Source organism: Oleispirillum naphthae (genome assembly GCA_027864655.1).
GTDB lineage: Bacteria > Pseudomonadota > Alphaproteobacteria > Rhodospirillales > Rhodospirillaceae > Oleispirillum > Oleispirillum naphthae.
The window spans coordinates 73,899-93,128 of the sequence record JAQAZG010000009.1; the positions used below are offsets into that span (position 1 = coordinate 73,899).

General features: G+C 66.1%; 17 protein-coding genes. 8 read left to right on the forward strand and 9 right to left on the reverse strand.

Translation table 11 applies throughout. The annotated features are described in order from the left end of the window. Window positions 1-110 precede the first annotated feature (110 nt). Window positions 111-863: a GntR family transcriptional regulator gene (locus tag O7R11_RS10935; RefSeq protein ID WP_337997555.1), complete on the reverse strand. Its 753-nt coding sequence runs from the start codon at window positions 861-863 to the stop codon at window positions 111-113. Window positions 864-1,032: 169 nt separating this feature from the next. On the opposite strand from O7R11_RS10935, the gene pcaB reads away from it, so the two are divergent. From pcaB to O7R11_RS10950, 3 genes are all read left to right on the forward strand, one after another. Then, a complete protein-coding gene (pcaB, locus tag O7R11_RS10940) occupies window positions 1,033-2,400 on the forward strand; it encodes a 3-carboxy-cis,cis-muconate cycloisomerase (RefSeq protein ID WP_337997556.1) in 1,368 nt (455 codons plus the stop codon). A 110-nt stretch (window positions 2,401-2,510) separates the two neighbouring features. Further along, window positions 2,511-3,938 (forward strand): DASS family sodium-coupled anion symporter, encoded by a 1,428-nt coding sequence (locus O7R11_RS10945; protein ID WP_337997557.1) that lies wholly within the window; start codon window positions 2,511-2,513, stop codon window positions 3,936-3,938. Window positions 3,939-3,951: 13 nt separating this feature from the next. Then, window positions 3,952-5,367, forward strand: coding sequence for a class II fumarate hydratase (locus tag O7R11_RS10950; RefSeq protein ID WP_337997558.1), 1,416 nt, complete (start codon window positions 3,952-3,954; stop codon window positions 5,365-5,367). Window positions 5,368-5,376: 9 nt separating this feature from the next. Here the strand turns inward: O7R11_RS10950 and O7R11_RS10955 are convergent, their stop codons facing one another. The 3 genes from O7R11_RS10955 to O7R11_RS10965 form a co-directional block, all read right to left on the reverse strand. Continuing rightward, window positions 5,377-6,873 (reverse strand): tripartite tricarboxylate transporter permease, encoded by a 1,497-nt coding sequence (locus O7R11_RS10955; RefSeq protein ID WP_337997559.1) that lies wholly within the window; start codon window positions 6,871-6,873, stop codon window positions 5,377-5,379. Window positions 6,874-6,886: 13 nt separating this feature from the next. Then, on the reverse strand, window positions 6,887-7,360 hold the full coding sequence (locus O7R11_RS10960; protein ID WP_337997560.1) for a tripartite tricarboxylate transporter TctB family protein: 474 nt from the start codon (window positions 7,358-7,360) through the stop codon (window positions 6,887-6,889). Between the two features lie 87 nt (window positions 7,361-7,447). Then, the gene (locus O7R11_RS10965) at window positions 7,448-8,437 is read right to left on the reverse strand and encodes a Bug family tripartite tricarboxylate transporter substrate binding protein (RefSeq protein WP_337997561.1); all 990 of its coding nucleotides are present in this window, start codon (window positions 8,435-8,437) and stop codon (window positions 7,448-7,450) included. A gap of 395 nt (window positions 8,438-8,832) precedes the next feature. Between O7R11_RS10965 and O7R11_RS10970 the strand changes: the two genes are divergently transcribed. The 5 genes from O7R11_RS10970 to O7R11_RS10990 are packed head-to-tail and all read left to right on the forward strand — an operon-like array spanning window position 8,833 to window position 13,566. Further along, window positions 8,833-9,549 (forward strand): FadR/GntR family transcriptional regulator, encoded by a 717-nt coding sequence (locus O7R11_RS10970; RefSeq protein ID WP_337997562.1) that lies wholly within the window; start codon window positions 8,833-8,835, stop codon window positions 9,547-9,549. Between the two features lie 38 nt (window positions 9,550-9,587). Then, window positions 9,588-10,574 carry a TRAP transporter substrate-binding protein gene (locus O7R11_RS10975; protein WP_337997563.1) on the forward strand — a complete coding sequence of 329 codons (987 nt, stop codon included), beginning with the start codon at window positions 9,588-9,590 and terminating at the stop codon, window positions 10,572-10,574. Window positions 10,575-10,587: 13 nt separating this feature from the next. Further along, window positions 10,588-11,091 (forward strand): TRAP transporter small permease, encoded by a 504-nt coding sequence (locus O7R11_RS10980; protein ID WP_337997564.1) that lies wholly within the window; start codon window positions 10,588-10,590, stop codon window positions 11,089-11,091. Beyond that, window positions 11,091-12,389, forward strand: a complete 1,299-nt coding sequence (locus tag O7R11_RS10985; protein ID WP_337997565.1) for a TRAP transporter large permease — start codon at window positions 11,091-11,093, stop codon at window positions 12,387-12,389. Before O7R11_RS10980 ends, O7R11_RS10985 begins: the two co-directional genes overlap by 1 nt. 13 nt (window positions 12,390-12,402) lie before the next feature. Next, window positions 12,403-13,566: a mandelate racemase/muconate lactonizing enzyme family protein gene (locus tag O7R11_RS10990; protein ID WP_337997566.1), complete on the forward strand. Its 1,164-nt coding sequence runs from the start codon at window positions 12,403-12,405 to the stop codon at window positions 13,564-13,566. Window positions 13,567-13,597: 31 nt separating this feature from the next. On the opposite strand, the gene O7R11_RS10995 is transcribed toward O7R11_RS10990, so the two are convergent. From O7R11_RS10995 to otnK, 5 genes are all read right to left on the reverse strand, one after another. Then, window positions 13,598-14,866 (reverse strand): TRAP transporter large permease, encoded by a 1,269-nt coding sequence (locus O7R11_RS10995; RefSeq protein WP_337997567.1) that lies wholly within the window; start codon window positions 14,864-14,866, stop codon window positions 13,598-13,600. A gap of 4 nt (window positions 14,867-14,870) precedes the next feature. Continuing rightward, complete coding sequence (locus O7R11_RS11000; protein ID WP_337997568.1) at window positions 14,871-15,344, reverse strand: TRAP transporter small permease; 474 nt, start codon at window positions 15,342-15,344, stop codon at window positions 14,871-14,873. A 92-nt stretch (window positions 15,345-15,436) separates the two neighbouring features. Beyond that, window positions 15,437-16,444, reverse strand: coding sequence for a TRAP transporter substrate-binding protein (locus tag O7R11_RS11005; protein WP_337997569.1), 1,008 nt, complete (start codon window positions 16,442-16,444; stop codon window positions 15,437-15,439). Window positions 16,445-16,505: 61 nt separating this feature from the next. Further along, window positions 16,506-17,525 carry a zinc-dependent alcohol dehydrogenase gene (locus O7R11_RS11010; protein ID WP_337997570.1) on the reverse strand — a complete coding sequence of 340 codons (1,020 nt, stop codon included), beginning with the start codon at window positions 17,523-17,525 and terminating at the stop codon, window positions 16,506-16,508. A 163-nt stretch (window positions 17,526-17,688) separates the two neighbouring features. Next, window positions 17,689-18,960 (reverse strand): 3-oxo-tetronate kinase, encoded by a 1,272-nt coding sequence (otnK, locus tag O7R11_RS11015; protein WP_337997571.1) that lies wholly within the window; start codon window positions 18,958-18,960, stop codon window positions 17,689-17,691. Window positions 18,961-19,230 lie beyond the last annotated feature (270 nt).

Consider the following 19,230-nt stretch of genomic DNA (forward strand, 5'->3'; position numbering starts at 1 on the left):
GGGGAGGCTCCGGGCACCGGCAGGGGGGAGAGAGCCGGCCCGGCGCCGCGGCGCCTTTATGTTCGGACATTTATATATGTCCGAACATGAGAGTCAAGCCCCTTTCGCGCTCAGGCGGGGGTGTTGGGCTGACGGGTCAGGCGCATGGTGAAGGTGAAGCGGTCGGCGGGGAGGATGCTCTCCGACACCACGAAGGCCTCGCCCGCCATATCGACGTAGTGGCGGACGATGCGCAGCGCCAGCGAGGCGGGCGGCACCCCCAGCGCCGCGGCCATCGCCTCGGAAACCAGGGTGGGCGCGATGGTCTGGCGCACCTCCGCGATCCGGCGGCCGTAGTGCCGCTCGATCATCGTGGCGATCAGCAGTTCGGGGTGTTCCCGCACCATTTCGCGCACCGCGGAATAGGTTTCCTCGGCGTAGATGTCGGTCCAGACGATCGGCGTTTCGTCGTCCGGGCCGGTGACGCGCACCGCCGAAAACCGCACCCAGCGCGTCCCCGCCGGGCGGCCGAAGGTCTTGGCGAAGGTGCGGTCGGCGATGATGTCGGCGACCTCGCGGATCACCCGCTTGTGATCCACGCCGAACTGGCTCAAGTCCTCGACGCTGCTGATCGACGAGCGGTAGAGGCTGGCGGTGGGCGTCGACTCGACGCGGGTGCCCGCCTTCTTGCGCCGCGAGATCAGGCCCAGTCCCTGTAGCTCCCGCATTGCGGTGCGGATGGTATGGCGGCTCGCGCCATATTGCGCGCACAACTCCATCTCCGTCGGCAGATGCGAACCGACGGGGAAGCGGCCGGAGGCGATTCCTTCGGAAAGATCCCGCGCAACCTGCGCGTAGAGCGTCTCTTTCATACTGATATTCATAGCAAATCCCAGACCGGCTTGACAGCGAATCCTCCGGCGGCGGCACGGCCCGCCACCGCCGGTTTGCGTCCCCATTATGTCAGGACATAACGGCTTGAATTATGTCCTGACATAATATAATGTCCGTATATTAAATCGACAGGCCCCAATAACATAAGGGAGGATTTTCATGGCGTTAGGCTTTTCCGGAACGTCCTGCACCGTTCTCGATTCCATACTCTATCGCGATGCCTTCGGCACGCCGGAAATCCGTGCGGTCTTCTCCGACCGCGCCCTCATCGACCGCTACGTCGAGGTCGAGGTGGCGCTCGCCCGCGCCGAGGCGAAGTGCGGAGTGATCCCGCAGGCCGCGGCGGAGGAGATCGCCGCGAAGGCGGATTCCGCCAGGCTCGATTTCGACATCCTCCGCCACGAGACGGAGATCGTCGGCTACCCGATCCTGCCGCTCGTCCACCAGCTCTCCAAGATGTGCGGCGCAGGCGGGCGCTACGTGCACTGGGGCGCCACCACCCAGGACATCATGGACACCGCCGTGGTGTTGCAGGTGCGCGCCGGTCTCGACATCGTCGCCGCCGACGTCGCCGAGCTGCGGCGCATTCTCGCCGCCCTTGCGCTGCGCTACCGCGACACCCCGATGGCCGGGCGCACCCATCTGCAGCACGCCCTGCCGATCACCTTCGGCTACAAGGTCGGGGTGTGGCTCGCGATGTTCGACCGCCATGCCGAACGCCTGGAGCAGGTGCGTCCGCGCGTCCTCGTCGGCGAGTTCGCCGGCGCGGCGGGCACCCTGGCCTCCCTCGGCGACCGCGGCCTCGACGTGCAGGACGCGCTGATGGCGGAGCTCGGCCTCGGCAGCCCCGCCGCCACCTGGCACGTCGCCCGCGACGGCTTCGCCGAAGCGGTCAACCTGCTGGCGCTGATCACCGGCTCCCTCGGCAAGATCGGCTACGACGTGATGATGCTGATGGCGAACGAACTCGGCGAGGTGTACGAGCCCTTCGTCACCGGGCGCGGCGCCTCCAGCACCATGCCGCAGAAGCGCAACCCGATTTCGAGCGAACTGATGCTCGCGAGCGCCAAGGCGGTGCGCCAGCAGGCCGGCCTGATGGTCGATGCGATGGTGCAGGACTTCGAACGCGCCACCGGCCCCTGGCATGCCGAGTGGATCGCCATCCCCGAAAGCTTCGTCCTCACCGCGGGTGCGCTGAACCAGGCCCGCTTCATGCTCGGCGGACTGATCGTCGATGCCGCGCGGATGCGCAGCAACCTCGACATCACCAACGGCCTGATCGTCTCCGAAGCGGTGATGATGGGGCTCGCCCCCCACACCGGCCGCCAGGAGGCGCACGACATCGTCTACGCCGCCTGCCGCGTCGCCGCGGAGGAGAAGCGTTCGCTCGCGGACGTGCTCGCCACGGTGCCGGAGGTGACGGCGCATTTCGACCGCGCCGCGATCGACCGGCTGACCGATCCCGCCAACTATCTCGGCGTTGCGCCGCAGATGGTGGACCGGGTGCTCGGCCGCGCCGAACGCTGACCGCCCCCCGAACAGGACGGCGCTTCGCCGTCGTTTCCCGCCGCGAAGCGCCGGGTTGTGCAGAGTGTGCCAACCGTGCTTCCGCACGCAGAAAATCAGGGGTTCATATTATGTCCGACAATCCGTTACCCGCGAAATCCCGGCTGCTGTTTTCCGCCGGGCTGCCGATTCTCGTCATGGCGGCGCTGTGGCTCCTGCCCGTGCCCGCAGGCCTGAGCGTCAAGGCCTGGCACATGTTCGCCATCTTCGCCGCGATGATCTGCGGCATTCTCACCCAGCCGCTGCCCTCGGGCGCGGTGATGATCGTCGCGCTGTCGGTGGCGATCTTCACCGGCACCCTCAGCCAGGGCAAGGCGCTGGTCGGCTTTTCCAACGGCACGGTATGGCTGATCTTCTGCGCCTATGTGCTGTCGCTCGCCTTCATCAAGAGCGGGCTCGGACGCCGCGTCGCCTACAAGCTGGTTTCGATGTTCGGCGGCAGCAGCCTCGGCATCGCCTACGCGCTCGGCATCACCGACCTCATCATCGCCCCGGCGACGCCCTCGGTCACCGCCCGCTCCGGCGGCATCATCTTCCCCGTCGCCCGCGCGATCAACGAGGTGCTCGGTTCCGGCCCCGGCCCGACCGGCAAGAAGATCGGCGACTTCCTGACGATGTGCTGCTTCCAGGTCACGCCGATCACCGGCGCGATGTTCCTCACCGGCATGGCGGCCAACCCGCTCGCCGCGAGCCTCGCCAAGCAGAACCTCGACATCGAGATCAGCTGGGGCGGCTGGGTTCTCGCCGCGGCGGCGCCGTGCCTGGCGAGCTTCGTGCTCACGCCGCTGCTCGTCTATGCGCTGCTCCGCCCCGAGCTCAAGCGCACCCCCGAAGCCCGCGAGATGGGCAAGACCGCGCTCGCCGAGATGGGCGCGCTCAGCCATGCCGAAAAGCTGGTGGGCGTGGGCTTCGTGCTCGGCCTGCTCGGCTGGGGCACCAGCCTGATCACCCACCTCAGCGCCACCACCGTCGCCTTCGGCCTGGTCGCCTACCTGCTCGCCACCGGCACCCTGGAGTGGAAGGACATCCTCAAGGACCATGCGGCCTGGGATACGGTGATCTGGTTCGCGGTGATCATCAGCCTCGCCACCGGACTCACCGACCTCGGCTTCGTCAAGTGGATGACCACCAAGGTCGGCGCGGGGATGACCGGCTGGAGCTGGATGACCGCCTTCATCGTGCTCTGCCTCGGCTACGTCTACGTGCACTACATGTTCGCCACCGCGAGCGGCCACGTCGCGGCGCTGTTCGTGCCGTTCACCGCCACCGCGATCGCGGCGGGCACGCCGCCCCTGATGGCGGCGATGGCCTTCGGCATTCTCTCCAACCTGATGTGGGGAATCACCGAATACGCGGGCGGCCCGGGGCCGATCTACTTCGCCCAGGGCTATTTCCAGCGGCCGCGCTTCTATTCCATCAACTTCGTGGTGGTCAGCGTCAACGTCGCCCTGACCCTGAGCATCGGGCTGATCTGGTGGAAGATCATCGGCTACTGGTGAGATGGAGGATCGGATGACGGGGACCTTTCGCATCGAACGCGACGCCTTCGGCCCGGTGGAGATTCCCGCCGGGCGCTACTGGGGGGCGCAAACCCAGCGCGCCCTCGCCGTGTTCGAGGTCGGGGAGGAACGCTTCCCCGCCTGTCTGATCCATGCCGTCGGCCTACAGAAAATCGCCGCGGCGCGGGCCAACCTGCGCCTCGGCGTGCTGCCCCCCGACCTCGCACAGGCGATCGAGACCGCCGCGCGCGAGGTGCGGGAGGGCCGCTTCGACGACCACTTCCCGCTCACCGTCTGGCAGACCGGTTCCGGCACCCAGACCAACATGACCGCCAACGAGGTCATCGCCAACCGCGCCAACGAACTGCTCGGCCGGCCCCTCGGCACCAAGTCGCCGGTCCACCCCAACGACCACGTCAACGCCTCGCAATCCTCCAACGACAGCTTTCCCACGGTGATGCACCTTGCCGCGGCGCTCGAGATCGACGGCCGTCTGCTGCCTGCGGCGCGCGCGCTGTCCGCCGCGTTCGCCGCCAAGGCGGAAGAGTTCGCCGACGTGGTGAAGATCGGCCGCACCCATCTGATGGATGCGGTGCCGATGACCGTGGGCCAGGGGCTCGACGCCTTCGCCCGGATGATCGCGGCGGACGTCGCGCGCCTCGAGGCGGCGCTGCCGCGCCTCCGCCTGCTGCCGCAGGGCGGCACCGCGGTGGGTTCCGGCCTCAACGCGCCGGAGGGATTCGACCGCCTGTTCTGCGAGGAGGCCGCCGCGCTCACCGGCCAGCCCTTCCTCCCCAATCCCAGCAAGTTCGAAGGCATGGGCGCGCACGATGCGCTGGTGGAGGCGTCGGGCGCGATGCAGGTGCTCGCGGTGTCGCTGATCAAGATCGCCAACGACATCCGCCTGCTCGGCTCCGGCCCGCGCTGCGGCCTCGCCGAGTTCGTCGTCCCCGACGACGGCCTCACCTCGTCGATCATGCCCGGCAAGCGCAACCCGACGATCGCCGAGGTGGTGGCGCAGACCGCCTTCCTGGCGATCGGCAACCACACCGCGATCACCATGGCGGGCGCCGCGGGCACCTTCGAGCTCAACGTCGCGAAGCCGGTGCTGATCCACGCCCTGCTGCAATCGGTGCGCATCCTCGCCGACGGCATGCGCGTCTTCACCGAAAAGCTGGTGCGCGGCCTCGACGTCAACCGCGAGCGCCTCGCCGCCAACGTGGCGAACGCGCTGCTGCTCGCCACCGCGCTCAACCCCGTGCTCGGCTACGACCGGGTGGCGCAGATCACCGCCCGCGCCGTAGCCGAAAACATCACGCCGCGCCAGGCGGCGGCCGAACTCGGCCTGCTCTCCGCCGAAGACTACGACCGCCTGGTCGATGCCGTTGCGATGACGCGCCCCGGCGCGCCGCGTCCGGTGCGCCGCTAGCGCCGGGCCTCAGTCCCGCATCTGCACGATCTTCTTGTGCTTCCGCAGCGCATAGACCAGCGAAACCGCGGCGAGCACGAGGAAGGCGAGCGAGATCGGCTTCTCGTAGAAGATGCCGAAGGAGCCGTTTGCGATGGTGAGCGCGTTGCGGAACGACTGCTCCGTCATCGCGCCGAGGATCAGCGCCAGCACCAGCGGCGGGATCGGAATCTCCAGCTTCACCAGCATGTAGCCGCCGAGCGCGCACACCGACACCAGGATGAAGTCGAAGGCGCTGTAGTTGAGGAAATAGGTGCCCATGTAGCCCATGCCGAGGATCAAGGGCAGCATGATGCGCTGCGGAATCTTCAGCAGGCGCACCAGCGGCACCGCCAGCGGCAGGTTGATCATCAGCAGGATGACGTTGCCCACCAGCATCGAGGCGATGACGCCCCAGGCGATTTCCGGATGCTGCTCGAAGAGGACGGGGCCGGGGCGCACGCCGAGCATCATCAGCGCGCCGAGCATCACCGCGGTGGTGCCGGAGCCGGGAATGCCCAGGGTGAGAAGCGGCACCAGCGCGCCGCAGGAGCAGGCGTTGTTCGCCGCCTCCGGCCCGGCGAGACCTTCGATCGCGCCCTTGCCGAAGGTTTCCGGCTTCTTGCTCACCGATTTCTCCACCGCATAGGCGAGGAAGGTGGCGATGGTGCCGCCCGCGCCGGGCAGCACGCCGACGCAGAAGCCGAGCGGGCTGTTGCGCAGCATCGGCATGATCGTCGCCTTGAACTCCGCCCAGGACAGCCACACCCGGCCGATGCTCTTGGCGTCCACGTCGTAGCGCACGTCGATGGCCTTGTAGTTCTTGAACACCTCGGCCACCGCGTAGAGGCCGATCATCATCACCAGGAAGTCGATGCCGTCCTGCAGTTCGGAAATCCCCATGGTGAAGCGGATCGCGCCGGACTGCCCGTCGATGCCGATGGTGGAGAGCATGAAGCCCATGCCCATGGCGATGAACCCCTTGAGGACGCTGCCCTCCGACAGGGTGATCGTCGCGGTCAGCGCGAACAGCATCAGCGAGAACTTCTCCGCCGGGCCGAATTGCAGCGCCATCGCCGCCACCGGCGCGGTGAAGAAGGTGAGGCAGATCATCCCGACGATGCCGCCGACGAACGAGGCGATCGCCGAGACGGCGAGCGCGCTGCCGGCGCGGCCGCTCTTCGCCATCGGGTAGCCGTCGAAGCACGAGACGATGGCCGAGGCGTCGCCGGGGGTGTTGATCATGATCGCGGCGCGCGAACCGCCGAACATCGCGCCGTAGTAGATGGCGCACATGGTGATCAGCGCGGTCGCCGGGTTCATGCCGTAGGTGATGGGAATGAGAATCGCCACGCCGGTGGCCGGGCCGAGACCGGGCAGCATGCCGATCACCGTGCCCATCAGGCCGCCGATGAACACCCAGAGCACGTTCGTCGGGGTCAGCGCCAGGTCGAGGCCGAGAAGCAGATTGTGGAACACCGCGTCCATGGTCGCATCTCCGTCAGAAGGGAAGAACCGCGCCGAGAATGCCGCGCGGCAGGCTGAGCTTCAGGATCAGCGCGAAGGACACGAAGGTCACCACCGAGAACAGCACGGCGATGGTGAGGTTCTGCACGTGACGCCCGACGTTGATCAGCGAAGACACGAGGATCATGAACAGGAAGGTGGCGATGAGATAGCCGAGGTCGTCGAGCACCAGGCCGTAGGCGATGCCCGCCGCCATGGTCAGCAGGATGCGCCCCCACACCACGCGGTCCACGGCGAACCCCCAGGAGAAGGGCTTGCGCTCGGCGCTGCGGAAATCCCGGACCAGCAGCGCCGCGCCGCAACCGATCACCAGCGCCGCAATGAGAAACGGAAACGCGCGCGGACCGACCTGGTCGCCCGCATCGAACACCGGGACGGCGAACGCCCCGGCCAGATAGAACACCCCCAGAACCACGGCAAGAATGCCGGCCGTCCTATTCTTGGTCATCCCCATCGCTCCATCGGTTCGGAACGCCGGTGCGGAAAGGGCGTCGCGCCGCGTTCCGCACCGGCCGGAAGTCGGAAAAACGGGGACCTACTTGATCAGGCCGACGCTCTTCAGGCTATCCCGCATCAGGACGTCCTGCTTGCCGAGGAAGGCCTCGTGCGCCGCGGCGTTCTGGTAGAACGAATCCCACTCCAGGGTTTCGAGCGACTTCTTCCAGGTCGGGGTCTTCACCATCTTGGCGATGGTGTCGTTCCAGAACTTCTTCTGCTCCGCCGAGAGACCCGGAGCGGCGATCAGGCCGCGCCAGTGCGGGAACACGAAGTCCACGCCCTGTTCCTTCCAGGTCGGCACCTCGGGGATGGCGGGCACGCGCTCGGGCGAGCTCACCCCGAGGAGGCGGATCTTGCCCGCCTTCACCTGCTCCAGGGTTTCCGCCAGGCTGATCGTGATCGCCTGGATGTGGCCGCCGAGAAGCGCCGGAATCTGCTCCGAAGCGGTCTTCGGATAGACCACGAACTTCACCGCCTTCGGGTCCGCGCCGAATTCCTTGGTCAGGGTGAGGAACTGGATGTGGTCGTCGTTGCCGAGCGCCGGGCCGACGCCGATGTGCATGCTCGACGGGTCCTTCTTCATCGCCTCGAAGAACGCCTTGCCGTCCTTCCAGGGGGAATCCGCCTTCACCGCCACCACTTCCCATTCCGCCATCAGGGCGGCGAGGGGGAAGAAATCGTGGAAGGTGAGCGGACTCTTGCCGAGAAGGTTGTTCTGCAGAATCAGCGGCGAGGTGGCGGCGAGGAACTCGCCCTGCCCCTCTTTGCCCTTGAGGTAGGTCCAGCCCGCGGCGCCGCCGCCGCCCGGCTTGTTGGTGACGATGATCGGCCTATCGACCAGTTTCTCCTCGGTCAGCGCCTTCTGCACGGTGCGGGACAGGAGATCCCAGCCGCCGCCCGGACCCGCCGGAGCGATGATCTCGATCGGCCGCTGCGGTTTCCAGTCCTTGGCCAGCGCCGCCTGCGCGCCTCCGGCCACCAGGGCAGCGGCGATCAGGCCGCTCAACACACCCCATTTCCTGTTCATGCGATCTATCCTCCCTAGCTTTACGCGTTATGCATGACGATCCGCACTACAGGGGGGCGCGGCGGAAGCCTGCGCCTCCGCCCCGCCGCCCGAGAAGGACGTGCGGCTCCGGTTTCGGAAACCATCCGCGCGATGCCGGGGCGATGCGGCAACGCCGCGCCCAAGCGCCCGGAAGAGACGCCGGACTGCGGCGCGCCGGACCGGAGGATTGCCTCACGTCGATCATGTTTTCGTATATGGGTATGCTCCGCCGCAACAAAACACGGGCAGGTGGAAATCCCGAAGACGGAGGTCTTCTTTTCCGGGACAAGCCATCGCGGAAAACTTCCGGTTGACATTCCCGCCGGAGTATTCAAGCATGGACCGGCAAATTGGTCCGACAACCCGATGATACCATGACCGACATCGATACGCAGACTCTCGACTTCACCCCCATCGCGCGCCGCCAGATCTCCGGCGAAGTGGCGCGGCAGATCCAGCATCTGATCGCCACCCGCCGCCTGCGCGAGGGCGACCGGCTGCCCACCGAACGCGAGCTGGCCGTCGCCTTGAACGTCGGGCGCGGCGCGGTGCGCGAGGGACTGAAGCTGCTGGCCGGCCTCGGCATCATCGAAGCGCGCCAGGGCGCGGGCAGTTTCGTCAAGGAACCGCAGCGCCTCGTCCTTCTCGATCCTTCGCTCGTCGGCTCGGAGGAACGGCTCGACCTGCTCAAGCAGGCGACCGAAACGCGCCGCGTCCTCGACGTCGCGGTCACGGAGATTGCCGCCGCGACGATCTCCGACGAGGACCTCGAGGAGATTCGCGTCTTCCTCGAGAAGATGGACGCCGAGCCCCGCCGCACCAAGCTCTCCCACTCCATCGACCTCACCTTCGAAGCCATGATCGCCAAGGCCACGGGAAATCTCTACCTCGCCGCGGTCCAGGACGAGGCGCACCGCTATTTCCGCGCCACGTGGGAGAAAGCCGGATTCATGCCGCGCCCCGCCGTCGAGCGCAGCGAGCAGCATTGGGCGATCTTCGAGGCGCTCGCCGCGCACGACCCCAAGGCGGCACGGGCGCGGATGGAGGAGCACCTCGCCCTCCAGGCCCTCCACCACTCCCCCTCGCGTTGAGTCTCCGAGTTCCACGAAAAAACACGGGAGCAACAACCATGACAGCGTTGAAGCAGATTCTGATCGGCGCCACTGCCGCCCTTGTCGGCCTCGCCGCCGTGCACGCGGCCGAAGCGCGCCCAGTCACCGTCGCCACCGTCTACGGCGCGCGCGACATCAGCACGCAGGCGATGGAAAAATGGAACGCCCTGTTGAGCAAGGCGACCGAGGGCCGCCTCTCCATCAATGTCATCCCCGGCGGCACCCTGGGCGGCGACCGGGAATTGTTGCAGCAGCTCTCCTCCGGCGAGATCGACATCGACCTGTCCTCTCCGGTGGTGATGCAGCACGTCGCGCCGCAATACCAGTGCCTGGAAGCGGAATACATCTACGAAAGCGAAGACCAGGGCTTCCGCGTCTGGCGCGGGTCGATCGGCCATGCCGCCTCCGATGCGATGAAGGCGAAATACGGCATCGAGATCGCCGCCGTCGGCCGCCGCGGCGGCCGCGAGATCACCGCCGACAAGCCGATCCGCGAACCCTCGGACCTGCAAGGCCTGAAGTTCCGCGTCACCAACGACCTCCGTGCGCGGGTGTTTTCGGCCTATGGCGCACAGCCCGCCCCCCTGCCGCTTTCCGAACTGTACGGCGCACTGCGCCAGGGCGTGTTCGACGGACAGGAGAACCCGCTCTCGACGATTTACAGCCTGCGCTTCCACGAAGTGCAGAAGTACATCAGCATGACCAACCACGTCTGGACCTACAACCTCGTTCTGGTGAACAGCAAGTTCTACCAGGGCCTCGGCAAGGACCGCGCCGCCTTCGACAACACCCTCTCCCAGGCGATGGACTGGCTCTACGAGGCGGTCGCGAAGGAGGACGCGCGGGTCCGCGCGGCGATCGAGAAAAGCGGCAAGGCCACGTTCATCACGCCCGACGTCGCCGCCTTCCGCAAGCAGGCGCGTCCGGTCCTCGCCGCCTATGCTGCGGCCAACTGCCGGGCCGGTCTGCTCGACGAGGTCGATACATTCGCCGCCAAGCCTTAAGGCGGGCACGAAAATGACCTCTCCCCTGCGCCGCTTTGCCGAGGCTCTCGGCACGGTCTGGATGGCGATCTCGGTGGTTCTGCTGTTGGTCACGGTGCTGACCGTGCTCTGCCAGATCGCCTTCCGCTACCTCCTCGCGTTTCCCCTCGCATGGACCGAGGAGGTCTCGCGGCTCGCCCTCGTCTGCGCGGTCTATGCCGGGCTGCCCCCCGCCTACCTCAAAGCCGAGCAGATCGTCGTCGATTTCTTCGTCGCCAAGCTGCCGGAACCGCTGTTCACCGGGTACGTGATCGGCCTCAAGGCGGTCTCGGCCGCGGTCATCGCCTACCTCGCGGCCGGAGCGTTCCTGCAGATCGGCGCGACATGGGAGATGACCCTGATCGCCCTGCCCACCGTCCCGGTGGCGGTGGTCTATGCGATACAGGCGGCCTCTCTTGCCTGCTTCGCCCTGCTGATCGTGATCACCTGGCGGGATCCCTGGGTCTACATCCCGCGCGAAGTGGGGGATGATACCTGATGCTGCCGATTTTTCTCACTCTCGCCCTCGTCGGCCTGATCCTTGCCGGGTTGATGCTCGGTCCGGCGGCGGGCCTCGCCTCGATCATCGGCGGCCTTTCCCTGTTCGGCGATCCGCTCGGCAGCCGCGTGCCGATGATGATCAGCCGCTTCTCCATCGACCGCATCGACAACTTCCTGCTGCTCGCGATCCCGTTCTTCATCCTCGCCGGGCGGCTGATGAACACCGGCGGCGTGACGCTCAGGCTGTTCGACTTCATCGCCGCCCTGGTGCAGCCGCTGCGCGGCGGCCTCGGGCACGCCAACGTGCTCGCCAGTTTCGTCTTCGCCGGAATGTCGGGCTCGGCGACGGCGGATGTGGTGGGCCTGGGCGCGATCGAGATGAAGGCGATGCGCAGCAACGGCTATCCGGAAGGATTCTCGGCGGGAGTCACCGCCGCCTCCTCGCTGCTCGGCCCCAACATCCCGCCCTCGATCGTGCTGATCGCCTACGCGGTACAGGCGGAGCAGTCGGTGGCGACGCTGTTCCTCGCCACCATCGTCCCCGGCATCCTCCTCGCGCTCTGCTTCATGGCGTGGGTCGCCTACCGAGCCTCCCGCCTGCGCCTCCCCACGGGCGACTGGCCCGCGCTCGGCGAGATCGGACGCAAGGCGGCACACGCGCTGTTGCCGATACTCACCCCGGGGATCATCCTCGCCGGCATCTACGGCGGCGTCTTCACGCCGACCGAGGCGGCGGCGATCGCGGTGCTCTACGCCTTCTGCCTCACCAAGTTCGTCTACCGCGAACTCACCTGGCGGGCGCTGCTCGAACAATTGAAAGGCACCGCGCTCGACACCGCCACCTTGATGTTCATCATCGCGATGACCTCGGCCTTCGGCGTGATCATGCTGCGCCTCGGCCTGCCTCAGGCGCTGGTCGGGCTGATCGCCGGCATCTCCGAAAACCCCACCGTGGTGCTGTTCCTGCTGATGATCGTCTGGCTGCTGGTCGGATGTTTCATGGCCCAGACCCCGGCGATCATCATCCTCACCCCGATCCTGATGCCGATCGCCGATCGGGTCGGACTCGACATGATCCACTTCGGCGTGGTGATGGCGCTGACGCTGACCGTCGGCCTGCTCACCCCTCCGGTGGGGATGGTCCTTTACGCCCTCAAGAAGGTGGCGATCGTACCGATCGGCACGCTGTTCAAGGTCAGCGTGCCTTACGTCATCATCGCCATCGGCCTGATTTCCACGCTGATTCTGATTCCCGAATTGGTGACGGCCCTGCCGCACGCATTCGGACTTTACTGAGAGGGGACCCCAAATGAAGATAGAAAGCGCCCGCCCCCGCCGTGTCGGTCAGTTCCTGTTCGCCGAGATCGTCACCGACGGCGGCATCACGGGTTACGGAGAAAGCGGCGCCTGGGGACACCTGGAGGCCTCCGAGGCGGCGTTGCGGAAATACTGCGACTACCTGATCGGCAAGGACCCGCGGACCATAGAACGCCACTGGCAGATCATGCACCGCTTCGCCCACTTCAACGGCGCGGCGGTGGGCGGCGCGATCTCGGCAATCGACATCGCCTTGTGGGACATCCAGGCCAAGCACTACGGCGTGCCGCTTTACCAGCTCCTCGGCGGCGCGGTGCGCGACAGGCTCCGCACCTACGCCCACGTCTACGCCGGGACCCTGGACGACGTGGTCGCCTATGCGGCGGAAAAGGCGGCGGAGGGATACACCGCCATCGGCCACTTCAACCCCTTCCTCGACGAGCCGGAGGACCGGCCCTATTTCCTCGGCCACGCGGGGCTGATCGACATGGGTCTCGAGACGGTGCGGCGGGTGCGTGATGCGGTGGGTCCCAAAGTGGACCTGATGCTCGAACTCCACCGCCGCCTCACGCCGGCGGAAGCGGTCAGCTTCGCCCAGGCCGTCGAGGGCTACCGCCCCGGCTGGCTGGAAGACCCGATCCGCCCCGAAAACATCGACGGCATGGCCGAAGTGGCGAAAAAATCGCCGGTGCCGATCGCGACCGGCGAACGCTACTTCAACATCTACCAGTTCAAGATGGCGATCGAACGCCGCGCCATGTCGTTCGCCCGGGTCTCGGTGGGAATCTGCGGCGGCATCACCGCCGCGCTGAAAATCGCCGCCATCGCCGAGGCCAACGACGTCCAGATCGCGCCGCACAACCCGATCTCGCCGATCGGGCTCGCCGCCTGCGCCGCCGTCGGCTTCTCGCGCGCCAACGTCGCGATTCAGGAATGCCCGACCGGCTACGACAACTATGTCTTCGAGAGCACCCCCCAGCTTCTGGGGCGCAACGTCGTGGACGGCGATCTGACCATCGAGACGGGATTCCTCCTGCGCCCCGAGGCTCCCGGACTGGGCGTCACCCTGCGCGACGACGCGGAGGAAATCCGCCCGCCGATCACCCGCGCAGTGAGCATGCGCCGCCACCTCGACGGCGGCGTGGTGGACCAGTGAGGCGGACGGCTCCGCGAAGGGTGGGCGGGCCTCAGTGGGACACCGCCCAGGTGGTGAAGCCGGGAACGTAGGTGACCAGCATCAGCACCGCGATCATCACCGCCCAGAAGGGCAGCAGGGACCGGGTCAGCCTGAGCATCGGTACGCCCGAGATGTTGCTGGCCACGTACATCGCCGTGCCCACCGGGGGCGTCAGCAGGCCGATGGTCAGGTTGATCACCATCAGCAGCCCGAACTGGACCACGTCCACGTGCAGGTCCACCGCCACCGGCACCAGGATCGGCGCCAGCAGCATGATCGCGGGGCCGCTGTCGATGAACATGCCGGTGACCAGCAGCAGCAGGTTGATCAGCAACAGCAGCAGATATTTGTTGTCGGTGACTGCCAACAGCGCCTGGGTGATCTGTTGGGGAATCTGCTCGCTGGCGAGAAGCCAGCCGAACAGCGAGGTCGCGGCGATGATCGTGCCGATGATCGCGGTCCCGATCGCGGCCTCCATGCAGATCTCCGGGAGGTTGCGCAGGGTGATTTCCCGATAGACGCAGACGCCGACGAACAGGGCGTAGACCGCGACGACGGCGCCGCCCTCGGTGGCGGTGAAGACGCCGCAGCGAATGCCGCCGATGATGATGATCGGCATGGCCAGGGCCCAGGCCGCATCCTTGAAGCGGCGCCATTTCTCCGCCCCGCCGACGCGGCCCTCGATCGGGTATCCCCGCTTGACGGCGAAGGCGTAGGAATAAGCCAGAAAGCCCAGGCCGATCAGCACGCCGGGGGCGATCGCGGCCAGGAACAGGTCGCCGATGGAAGACTGGGTGGTGACGCCGTAGATGATGATGGCGATGCTGGGCGGAATGATCAGGCCGATGCTGCCCGAACAGGCGACCAGGGCGGCGGAGAATCCGTCCTCGTACTTCCGCTTCCGCATTTCCGGGATCATCACGGATCCCAGGGCGGCGACGTCGGCGACGCCGGACCCGGAAATGCCGCCCATGATGACGCCGCTCAAGGCCACCACGTGGCCCAGGCTGCCGCGGATGTTGCCGACGAAGGACAGGGTGAAGTCGATGATCCGGCGGGTGATGCCGCCGTGGCTCATCAGCGAACCGGCCAGCATGAACAGGGGGATGGCCATCAGGGGAAAGGAATCCACCGCCGTGAACATCCGCTGGCCGAACAGCGCCAGGGGATAGCCGCTGTAGGCGATGGCCCCGAGGGAAGCGAGGGCGAGGCCGAAGCCGACCGGCAGCCCCAGGAACAGCAGGATGGCGAAGCCGCCGAACAGGATCAGGGTCAGCATGGTCCTATCCCTCCTCGTTTCCAAGGGCGCAGGTCCACAACGCGCGAATGGCGAAATACAGGAAAATCAGGCCGCTGATCGGTTCGACGAGATAGACGTAGTACATGGGAATCTTGAGTGCCGGACTTTCCTGGTGCAGACCGAACTGCAACAGCTTGATGCCGCTGATCGACAGGGCCGCGGCCAGCAGGACGATCAGCAGAGCGTCGATCAGGGCGACGATGCGGTAGGGCACGCCCTTCAACGCCTTGGCCAGAAGGTCCAGAGCCACGTGCGAGCCGGACTTGAAGGCGGCGGCAAGGCCGAGGAAGGTGATCCAGACGAAGATATAGCGGCCCACCTCTTCGGACCAGCTCAGCGACTGGTGCAGGACGTAGCGGGCGACCACCTGGGAAAAGATGACGGTCATCATCGCGAACATCAGGACCGCACACGTCCACAGCAAGGCGCGTTGCAGGAATTCGTCGAACTTCTCCAAGATGGCACTCCGCCGTTCGTCCGAGGGGGTGTCCCGCGCCCCCCGCCGCATCGCGCTTCCGCGGTGCGGCGGGGATTCGCCGGGTCGGGTACTTACCTGCCCAGAGTCTTGAGAATGCGCTGATAGAGGTCGATATCAACGGTCTTCGCATAGCCTTCGTGGGCGGTGCGGGCCTTGGCGGCGATCGGCTTCTTGTCCGGATGGGTGACCTTCAGCCCTTCCTTTTCCATGGTCTTGAGAATCTCGGCGGTCTTGTCGCTGACCAGTTTGTTCTCATAGGCGGTGGCGGCGGCGGCGGCCTCGGTCACGATCTGGCGCTGTTCCTTGGTCAGGCCCTTCCAGCGCACGTCGCTCATGGCGATGGTCACGTATTCATACTTGTGATCGGTGAAGGCCAGATACTTCTGCACTTCGTGAATCCGGCCGCCGTAGATGAAGGGGATCGGGTTTTCCTGGGCCTCGATCACGTTCTGCTGCAGGCCGGTGTAGACCTCGCTCCACGCCATCGGGGTGGGGTTGGCGCCGAGGGCCCGCCACACCGTCACCATGGCGGGAATTTCCGGCACGCGGATCTTCAAGCCTTGCAGGTCGGCCAGACCGTTGATCGGCTTGTTCGAGGTCACCTCGCGCGGGCCGCGGTCCCACCAGTTCATGATGCGGATGCCCGAGGACTTCAGCACCCGGGCCGCGATCTCGTCGCCGATCTGGCCGTGAATGACCTTGTTGAACTCCTCCTGGGAATTGAACAGATAGGGCAGTTCCAGCAGCGAGATGCTCTTTTCGAAGTTCCCCAGCACCCCGGCGATCAGGCCGAAGTCCACCGTACCCATCTGCATCCCTTCGACCAGATCGCGGTCGCCGCCCAGGGTCGAATTGGGGAAGATCGCCAGGGTGATCTTGCCGTGGGAACGGGCCTCCAGTTCCTGCTTGAACTTGAGAGAACCCAGATGCCAGAAGTCCTGCTCGGACTGGATGTGGCCCAGCCTGAGGGTCAGGACCTTGTCGGCGGCCCGGCTGCCGGTCGCGAATCCGCCGCAGGACAACCCGATGGCGGCGCAGAAGGCCACGGTCTTCATCATGAACGCAAGGGATTTTTTCATTTGTTCCATCCTTGTTGGTGGGAATGTCCCCCGGCGGGGAACACCCGACTGACGAAACTTGTCAAACCGTTACAACGACCTTGATGACGTCTTCCTTTTTCTGGCTCAAAACGTCCAGTGCCTCCTGCGAGCGTTCGAGCGGCAACTTCTGGGTCACGAACTCGGACAGATCCAGGCCCCGGTTGACCATCTCCGCCGCCTTGACAAAGTCGCGGGTTTCGTAGGTCATGGCCCCGTACATGGTCTGCTCGTTGAAGACCATGCTGTAGCAATAGAAGGGAATCTTGTGGGTGATCATGGCGACCAGGCCGATCTCGCCGCGCTTGCGCACGCAGGCCGACGCCTGGTCCAGGATGCCGTCCGCCCCTGCGGCGACGATGGCCAGATCCGCACCGCGGCCGCCGGTCAGGTCCTTGACCTTGGCCACCACGTCCTCGTCGATCGGGTTCAGGACCGCCGTGGCGCCCAGCTTGGCCGACATCTCCCGGTTGAAGGGGGCGGTGTCGGTGGTGATGATGGTCTTGAAGCCCGCCTCGCGCGCCACCACCTGGCACAGCAGGCCGATCGTCCCGGCGCCCAGGATGACGATGCAGTCCTCGGCCGCGTTGCCGGCCCGGTTCAGGGCATGAACCGCCACCGCCAGGGGCTCGATCAGGGTCCCGACCTCGTAGCTGACCTTGTCGTCCAGCTTGTAGAGCGTCCGTTCCGGCGCGTTGAAGTATTCGACGAAGGTCCCGACCCAGCTGGGGGTGCCCGGGACCTTTTTGCCGACGCACAGGTTCGTCAGGCCCTGCTTGCAGAACTCGCAGGTCCCGCAACCGACCTGGGGCTCCACGGTCACCCGGTCGCCGAGCTTGAACCGCTTCACGTCCTTGCCGACCTTGACGATATCTCCGGCCATCTCGTGACCGAGAATCGCCGGCGGCTTGCGGAAGGCGTGGGTCCCCCGGAACAGGTGCAGGTCCGAACCGCAGACGCCCGCGGTCTTGATCTTGATCAGGACCTCGTCGTCCTTGGGCGTGGGGACGTCCACGTCCTCAATGGTGACGATTTCCTTGCCGGTTACCACTGCTGCTTTCATCGAGGGTTCTCCTTCCCTATGCATCCGCCGGGTCAAGCGCGGCTGCGGCCCGGTTCCCGGCCGCCCGTGACGTTCCGCATCCCGGAGCCTTTCGCGCCCAACCTCCGCTGCGAAGGCAAACCGTCGCCCCCCCGGGCGGGCGGCCCCGCCCGCCCGTACATCTTCATGGTTTCGCGGGAATGTCCCCGACCGCGGTCAGGAAGAACCGCTCGTCGCCGAAATTCCCGGATTTCAAGGCAAACGACAGCGGCGCGTCCACCGCCCGCACCCAGGGCACCCCGGGGGCGATCTGGGGGCCGATATGGAAGCCCGTGACCTTCAAGGCATGGATGATGACGCTGGCGGTCTCGCCGCCTGCAACGATGAAATGGTCGAAGCCGCCGCGGCGCAGGCACGCGGCCAAGTGGGCGAAGAACGCCTCCACCTGCCGGTGCGAGGCCTCGGCGCCGAAGCGGTCCTGGATTGCCGCCAGTTCCGCCGGGGCCGCGGTCGCCGACACCAGGGGCGGCAGTTTGGCCGCCGGCGCGGCCAGCAGGGCCGCAGCCGTTTCCTCGGCATAGGCTTCGGGATTTTCCATGCAGCGGTCTACGGCAACCGCATGAAACGGCGCCTGCTGCCGGTAGAGGGCGACCTGACGGTTGGTCATCTCCGAACACGACCCGGACAGGACCACGGCCCGGCCGCCCCGGGGCAGGCCGAGACCGGTGGCGTCCGCCGCCGACTTGCCGGATTCCCGGACATACCGGCGGGCGATCGCGCCGCCCAATCCCGACCCGCCTGTCACCAGGGGCAAATCCGCCACCGCCTGGGCCAGAACGTCCAGGTCCCGGTCGGTCAGGGCGTCCAGCACCGCATAGGACAAACCGTCCCGCCGCAGTTCGGCGAAGCGGGCTTCCACCGCCTCCGCCCCGCGGGCGACCACGGCAAGGGCCACGTTGCCGCAGCGGCCCGCAGCCTGGGACTCCATCAGGCGCATCAGGTTGGCGTCGTGCATCGGGTTCAAGGGGTGGTTGCGCATTCCGGATTCGTCCAGGGGAACCCCGTTGACGAACAGATGGCCGCAATAGACCGTCCGGCCGTTCACCGGCAGCGAGGGGCAGATCACAGTGAAATCGCTGCCGAGTTCGCGCAACAGCGCATCCGTCACCGGACCGATGTTGCCCTCGGCGGTGCTGTCGAAAGTGGAACAGTACTTGAAGAAGAAGCGGGAACAGCCTTCGCCCCTGAGATAGCGCAGCGCATCGACCGACAGGGAGACCGCCTCCGCCGCCGGACAGGACCGGCTTTTCAGGGAGACGACCACGGCCTGCACGTCGGACGGCAGGCGGATATTCGACACGCCGTTCAACTGGACCGTGGGCAGGTCGTTGTTGACCAGGAAGCCCGCAATGTCCGTCGCACCGGTAAAGTCGTCCGCGATGACTCCGAGAAACATGACCTCCCTCCGTGCCGATCCGCCGGGAAGCCTGCGGCGTCCCTGCCTTTTGCTTGGATGTCGGCTTGTCACAGAAGTTACCGCAAATGCCGCCTATGGGCAAGCGTATCATAAAAAAATTTCACATTTTTTATCATTTCCTTTCAAAAGGGATGGCATCGACCGCGTATTCTATGCTATTCTGCCTGCGAAAAATGCCCCGAAGGATTTCCGGCGCATCTTCGTATGATCTGCCATAAATTCGGAAAATATCGATACTGCTTTAAGTGA